A 6,007-nucleotide genomic window follows, 5' to 3' on the forward strand; every position below is an offset into this window, starting at 1 on the left:
TCAACCAGAACGTGAAGCCTCCTCGCCCTACTGCGCCCAGTGATCCGAGGGCCTGTTTCGCGCCACCACGGGCATCACCCCCGCCAACTGATTCCGCGCAGCGCCCATCCGGGCGCCCTGCAGCGCCCTTGCCACAGCCGACCTCGTGCCGGCTGTTCTGTCATTGGCCCCGGCCACTGGCTGTGCCAACATCGAGCGCGCCGCAGCCACGCGGCGCCTCCGCCCTGCCCGCGCCCCCGCCGTGATCAAGAAATTTCTGCTCGCCCTGCTCATCCTGCTCGCCCTGGCGACGCTGATGCTCGTCTTCTTCTGGCACTGGAGCTACTCCACCGGGGATCGCGCCGGCTACCTGCAGAAGTTCTCGCACAAGGGCTGGATCTGCAAGACCTGGGAGGGCGAACTGGCCATGGTCACCCTGCCCGGCACGGTGTCCGAGAAGTTCCTCTTCACGGTGCACGACGAGCAGGTGGCCCAAGGCCTGCGCAAGGCCATGGGCCAGCGCGTGGACCTGCAGTACGAGGAGAAGGTGGGCCTGCCGGGCTCCTGCTTCGGCGAGACCCGGCACTTCGTGGTCGGCTTCACCACCGACGGACCGACGGCCCCGGTGCCGGGCGCCGCCAATGGCGCGGCGCCGGCCGGCCTCCCGGCCAGCGGCGCCGCCTCGGCCGCCACCGCGCCCTGAGGGCGCGACAGCGGCTGCCTCAGGTTCAGCCGCGCAGCTTGGCGGTCACGGCGGCGATGCGCTCGCCGTAGAGCTTGGCGGTGGCCAGGTCGCCCGAGGGAATCTCTTCCACGCTGGCGTCCGACGGCGACTGCACCAGCAGACCGACCGAGCCGCCCAGATTGTTCACATCGGTGCGGGCCGCGGCCTTGGAGTTGGCCGGGGGCAGGCCCAGGCTGACCCAGATGCCGCCGTGCTGCGACGCCAGGGTCTGCAGCGCGATCAGCGAGACCTGCTTGTCGCCGTTGAGGCTGGCGCTGTTGGTGAAGCCGCCGAAGACCTTGTCCTGCCAGGCACGGGTGAACCAGGCCTTGGAGGTGGCGTCGGCGAACTTCTTGAACTGCCAGCTCGGGCTGCCCATGTAGGTGGGCGCGCCGAAGACGATGGCGTCGGCCGCAGCCAGGGTGTCCCGGCCGCCTTCGGGCAGGTTGCCCTCGGCGTCGATGGCCAGCAGCTCGGCGCCGCTGCCGGCGGCCACGGCCTCGGCAACCTTCTTGGTGTGGCCGTAGCCGCTGTGGAACACGATGACGATCTTGCTCATGAGAGAACTCCTGTGAAGGTGAACGCCGCTGCCTGCGACAGCGCACGCGGATGGGTGGAATCTGTGGAACAGTCTAGGCAGGCCCGACCGATGCGGTGCGGGTGACGCGTTGAAGCACGCATTCAAATTCCCTGAACTCGCCACGCCACCGAGCCCTCCGATGACACCTGCCGCCGCCCTGCCGCCGATCCGCTCCGACCTGCTGGTCACCGACGAACTCGAGGTGCTCTCGGCCCTGGTGCCGCTGGCTGGCCAGCGCATCATTGAACTGGGCTGCGGCGCCGCCCGGCTGGCGCGCGACCTGCTGGCCCGGCACCCCGGCAGCCAGGTCACCGGCCTGGAGGTCGACCGCATCCAGCACGACAAAAACCTGGCCGCCGCCCCGGTGACCGGGCTGCAGTTCATCAGCGCCGGGGCCCAGGCCATTCCGCTGCCCGACGAGTGCTTCGACCTGGCGCTGATGCTCAAGTCCCTGCACCACGTGTCGGTGCACGACATGGGCACGGCGCTGGCCGAGGTGGCCCGGGTGCTCCAACCCGGCGGCCACCTCTATGTGTCCGAGCCGGTCTATGCCGGCCCGCTCAACCGCATCGTGCGGCTCTTCAACGACGAGGGCCCGGTGCGCACCGCCGCCCAGCACGCGCTGGACGAGGCCCTGACCACCGGCACCTGGGCCCAGGTGGCCGAGCTGCGCTTCGACATGCCGGCCCATTTCGACAGCTTCGAGACCTTCGAAGCCCGCATGATGCGGCCCAGCTTTGCCCGCCACTACCTGGACGCGAACCGGGTGGCCGAGGTGCGCGCCGCCTTCCAACCCCATCTGGGGCCCGACGGGGCCAACTTCCTGCGGCCCATGCACGTGCGCCTGCTGCAGCGGCGGGACTGAAGACGTCGGTCGACCTCCGGGTCAGCGCCGCGCGGGCACGGGCCGGCGCAACACCAGGGCCATGCCCGCCACCAGGGGCAGCAGGCCCAGCAGATCCAGCGGATAGAGCCGCTCGCCCAACAGCCCCGCCGCCAGCGCGATGCTGAAGAAGGGGCTGAGCAGGTGGAAGCTGCTGGCCCGGCTGGCCCCGCCCTGGCGCACCAGCCACAGCAGGATCAGCGTGGTGCCCAGGGACACCGGCCCGGCCTGGTAGAACAGGCTGCCCCAGAAGGCCCAGCCCCAGCGCACCTGCAGGCTCTCGGTGGCCCAGGCCAGCGGCAGCAGCACCAGACCGCTGGCCAGCAGCTGGGCGCAGGCCACCTGCCAGGGGTCTTCCCGCCCGGCCACGCCCTGGTTCAGCCGCGTGCCCAACGCCAGGGCCAGCGTGCCCGCGGCGATCAGGCCCACCGCCCAGGGCGCCAGCCCGTCCAGGTGCAGGCGCTGGCCCATGATCAGCACCACCGCCCCGAAAGCCAACGCCAGGCCCCAGCCGGCCCGTGCCCCCAGGCGCTCGCGCCCCAACCCAGCCCCCAGTGCCACCACCAGCAGCGGCGTGGTGCAGACGATGATGGCGGTCAGCGCCGCCGGCACATGGGTCATGCCGCTGTAGGCCAGGCCCAGGTAGACGGCATTGCTGAGCAGCCCGGCCAGCACCGCCCGGCCCGACACCCGCAGGCCACGCCGCTGCAGCGCCAGCGCGATGGCCAGCCCCCCGCCCACCAAGGTGAAACGCAGCGACAGCAGGGTCAGCGGCCCGCAGGCGGTGAAGCCGATCTTGCCGGCGATGAAGGCCGAGGCCCACAGAAAGCTGAACAGCGTGCCGGCGGCCGCCAGGGCCCAGGGCGAGGGGCCGGAACGGCTCACGGAAGGGGTGGAAGGGACGGAAGGGGCGAAGGAGGTGTCCATGGGCGACACCTTAGAGGTCGGCGCATCATTTTCAAAGTTGATATCTATCGATTCATCATTGATGATTCGAATGATGAACCCGCGACACCTGGACCTGGATCTGCTGCGCACCCTGGTGGCCATTGCCGACAGCGGCAGCTTCTCGACCGCCGCCGAGCGGCTGGGCCGCAGCCAGTCGGCCGTCAGCCTGCAGGTCAAGCGCCTGGAGGAACAGGTGGGCCAGCCCCTGCTGGACCGGGCCCAGGGCCGGCTCAACGGGCCGACCGAGGAAGGCCGCGCGCTGCTGGACTACGCCCGCCGCCTGCTGCGCCTGCACGACGAGGCCTGCAGCCTGTTCAGCGCCCCCGGCGTGTCCGGCCAGCTGCGGGTGGGCCTGCCCGAGGAGCTGATGGAAGACGCCTTCCCGGCCGTGCTGCAGGCCTTTGCCCAGGCCTGCCCGCGCGTCACGCTGAGCCTGCGCAGCGACCTGTCGGTGCGCCTGGGCCAGGCCCTGGAGGCCGGTGAGCTGGACCTGGCCATCGTCAAGCGGGTGGGCGCCGGCGCGCCGCAGCCGCCGGCCGGCCTGGGGGAACGGGTGCTGCGCCAGGAGGCCCTGGTGTGGTTCACCGGCGAGGGCAGCGAGGCCGCCCACCAGCGGCCTCTGCCGCTGGCGGTGTTCCAGGAGGGTTGCGTGTTCCGGGTGGCCGGCCTGGCCGCGCTGGCCCAGGCTGGCATCGAGCCGGTGCTGCGTTTCACCGGCCACAGCGCCACCGGCATCCGCCATGCGGTGGCGGCCGGGCTGGCGGTCGCCCCGCTGCCGCGGGGCATGGCCCAGCCGGGCCTGGTGGCGGTGCGCCAAGGCCTGCCGCCGCTGCCGGCCACCGCACTGGTGGCCCGCTGGCGCGGCGCCGAGCCGCTGGCCAGCGCCGCCCATCTGCTGGAGCTGCTGCAGCGCCAGCTCTGGGCGCCGGCCGCGCTGCCCGCCTGAGCCGGGCGGGGCTCAGCCCTGCAGCTGGGTCAGCTCGGCCTGGGTCTGGATCACGCGCGAGACGATGCCGTAGGCGGTCGCCTCCTCGGCGTTCATCCAGAAGTCGCGCTCGATGTCCTGCGCCACCTTGTCCAGCGGCTGGCCGGTCTGCTCGGCGATCACCTTGGCGATGCGGGCGCGGGTGCGGATGATCTGCTCGGCCTGGATGGCGATGTCGGTGGCCTGGCCGCCGGCGCCGCCCGCGGGCTGGTGGATCAGGAAGCGGGTGTTGGGCAGGCACAGACGGCGCTCTTTCGGCGCGGCCAAGTAGATGTGCGCCGCGGCGCTGCCCACCCAGCCGGTGCCCACGGTGAACACCGGCGCGTTGACGAAGCGGATCATGTCGTGGATGGCGTCACCGGCCTCCACATGGCCGCCGGGCGAGCAGACCAGCACGGTGATCGGCTTGTCAGACTCGGTGGCCAGGGCCAGCAGGCGGCGGCAGGTCAGCTGGGCCAGCTTCTCGTTGATCTCGCCGAACACCATCACGGTGCGCGACTTGCTGGTGAACTGGTCCTCCAGGCGGGTGCTGTCCTCGGGGGCGGCGGGCGTGTCCTTGGCGTCGGCCAGGCGGGTCATGGTCATCTCCTGTGGGGTGCGGGGGCGGCGGGCCGGGGGCGCGCCGATGGTCGGCATTGTGGGCTCATTGTGCGTCGGTCTCGGACGCGTCCTCCCAGCCCAGGTGCTGCAGCCGAGCGCGCAACCGGGAGATCTCGGTTTCCAGGTCGGCCACCAGCGCGGCCAGCTCGGGCACGGCGTCGAAGTCGCGCTCCAGCGCAGCCATGCGGCAGGCCCGCTGCAGCATGAGCGCATCAAAGCACTCGGCCGCCTCGCCGGCCACGCACTGCAGCAGGCCATTGCTCAGGCGCGAGCGCACCCAGTCGGGTGAAAGCGCGCCCACCCGGCAGAACTCGTCCAGGCTCAGCCAGGCCTCGAAGGTGGTGATGTGTCGGCTCATGTCGGTGTCTCCCCGCGCTCGGCCTCGGCCGCGGCCACCTTGCGCGCATCAAAGTCCGTCAGCTCCCGTGCCATCTGCTCGTAGAGCGCCTGGGCCCGCGGGTCCAGGGCGCTGGGCAGCACCACCTGCACCACCAGCTCCAGGTCGCCCGGCGTGGCCGAGGGCAGGCCGCGCCCGCGCACCGTCAGCCGCCGCCCGGCCTGGGCGCCGGCCGGCACCCGCACCTTGAGCGTGTGGCCATCGGGCAGCGCCACCGGCACGACGGCGCCCAGCGCCGCCTCCCAGGGGGCCACCGGCAGCCGGCCCACCAGCACGCCGTTCTCCACCTGGAACTGCGGATGGGGCCGGAAGCCCACCTCCAGCAGCAGGTCGCCCGGCGGCTGGCCCGGCCCACCTTGCCCGGCCAGGCGGATGAACTGGCCCGGCCGCACGCCGCGCGGGATCTGCACCTCCAGCACGCGTTCGCGCATCTGCACCCGGCCCTGGGCGTCCACCTCGGGGTGCTGCAGGGTCAGGTGGCGCAGACCGCCGGTGAAGGCGTCCTGCAGGTCCAGCATGATGCGGGCGTGGCGGTCCTCGCCCCGGCCACCGCCCGCGGGCCGGCGGGCCTGGTGGCGCGCCGACCCGGCACGGCCGAAGAGCTGCGAGAAGAAGTCGCTGAACTCGCCCGGGTCCATCTGCTCGAAGCCGCTGCCGGAAAACTCGTAGCCGCTGTCCCAGCCCGGCGGCGGCGTGAAGTGCTCGCCGCCCTGGTGGCCCTGGCCAACGTTGTCGTAGGCCGCCTTGCGCTCGGGGTCGGAGAGCACCGCATAGGCCTCGTTGACCTCGCTCATGCGGGTGGCCGCGTCGGGCTCCTTGCTCACGTCGGGGTGGTACTTGCGGGCCAGTTGCCGGTAGGCAATGTTGATGGCCTCCGGGCTGGCGTCGCGCGCCACACCCAGCATCTGGTA

8 protein-coding genes are annotated in these 6,007 nt (G+C 72.0%); 3 read left to right on the top strand and 5 right to left on the bottom strand.

Annotation, left to right across the window (positions count from 1 at the left end; genetic code table 11):
- The first annotated feature begins 241 nt into the window (after positions 1-241).
- Positions 242-682 carry a hypothetical protein gene (locus I73_RS28260; protein ID WP_234409524.1) on the top strand — a complete coding sequence of 147 codons (441 nt, stop codon included), beginning with the start codon at positions 242-244 and terminating at the stop codon, positions 680-682.
- A 25-nt stretch (positions 683-707) separates the two neighbouring features.
- On the opposite strand, the gene I73_RS15540 is transcribed toward I73_RS28260, so the two are convergent.
- A complete protein-coding gene (locus I73_RS15540; protein WP_022981458.1) occupies positions 708-1,262 on the bottom strand; it encodes a flavodoxin family protein in 555 nt (184 codons plus the stop codon).
- Between the two features lie 160 nt (positions 1,263-1,422).
- Between I73_RS15540 and I73_RS15545 the strand changes: the two genes are divergently transcribed.
- Complete coding sequence (locus I73_RS15545; protein ID WP_022981459.1) at positions 1,423-2,148, top strand: class I SAM-dependent methyltransferase; 726 nt, start codon at positions 1,423-1,425, stop codon at positions 2,146-2,148.
- Between the two features lie 21 nt (positions 2,149-2,169).
- Here I73_RS15545 and I73_RS32135 read toward each other — a convergent pair whose 3' ends face one another.
- On the bottom strand, positions 2,170-3,093 hold the full coding sequence (locus tag I73_RS32135) for a DMT family transporter (protein ID WP_022981460.1): 924 nt from the start codon (positions 3,091-3,093) through the stop codon (positions 2,170-2,172).
- 73 nt (positions 3,094-3,166) lie between these two features.
- On the opposite strand from I73_RS32135, the gene I73_RS15555 reads away from it, so the two are divergent.
- A complete protein-coding gene (locus tag I73_RS15555; protein ID WP_159105893.1) occupies positions 3,167-4,060 on the top strand; it encodes a LysR family transcriptional regulator in 894 nt (297 codons plus the stop codon).
- Between the two features lie 12 nt (positions 4,061-4,072).
- Here I73_RS15555 and I73_RS15560 read toward each other — a convergent pair whose 3' ends face one another.
- From I73_RS15560 to I73_RS15570, 3 genes are all read right to left on the bottom strand, one after another.
- Positions 4,073-4,678, bottom strand: a complete 606-nt coding sequence (locus I73_RS15560) for an ATP-dependent Clp protease proteolytic subunit (protein WP_026096801.1) — start codon at positions 4,676-4,678, stop codon at positions 4,073-4,075.
- A gap of 64 nt (positions 4,679-4,742) precedes the next feature.
- On the bottom strand, positions 4,743-5,057 hold the full coding sequence (locus tag I73_RS15565; protein WP_022981463.1) for a MerR family transcriptional regulator: 315 nt from the start codon (positions 5,055-5,057) through the stop codon (positions 4,743-4,745).
- The coding region (locus tag I73_RS15570; protein ID WP_022981464.1) for a DnaJ C-terminal domain-containing protein at positions 5,054-6,007 on the bottom strand (954 nt) is incomplete at its 5' end. The genes I73_RS15570 and I73_RS15565, both read right to left, overlap by 4 nt.

It is taken from the genome of Ideonella sp. B508-1, assembly GCF_000333615.1.
Lineage (GTDB): Bacteria > Pseudomonadota > Gammaproteobacteria > Burkholderiales > Burkholderiaceae_C > Ideonella.

Coding starts and splice junctions, on each gene's coding strand:
- I73_RS15560 (WP_026096801.1), bottom strand. CDS start 4,678: ATGACCCGCCTGGCCGACGCCAAGGACACGCCCGCCGCCCCCGAGGAC.
- I73_RS15565 (WP_022981463.1), bottom strand. CDS start 5,057: ATGAGCCGACACATCACCACCTTCGAGGCCTGGCTGAGCCTGGACGAG.
- I73_RS15540 (WP_022981458.1), bottom strand. CDS start 1,262: ATGAGCAAGATCGTCATCGTGTTCCACAGCGGCTACGGCCACACCAAG.
- I73_RS15545 (WP_022981459.1), top strand. CDS start 1,423: ATGACACCTGCCGCCGCCCTGCCGCCGATCCGCTCCGACCTGCTGGTC.
- I73_RS32135 (WP_022981460.1), bottom strand. CDS start 3,093: ATGGACACCTCCTTCGCCCCTTCCGTCCCTTCCACCCCTTCCGTGAGC.
- I73_RS15555 (WP_159105893.1), top strand. CDS start 3,167: ATGAACCCGCGACACCTGGACCTGGATCTGCTGCGCACCCTGGTGGCC.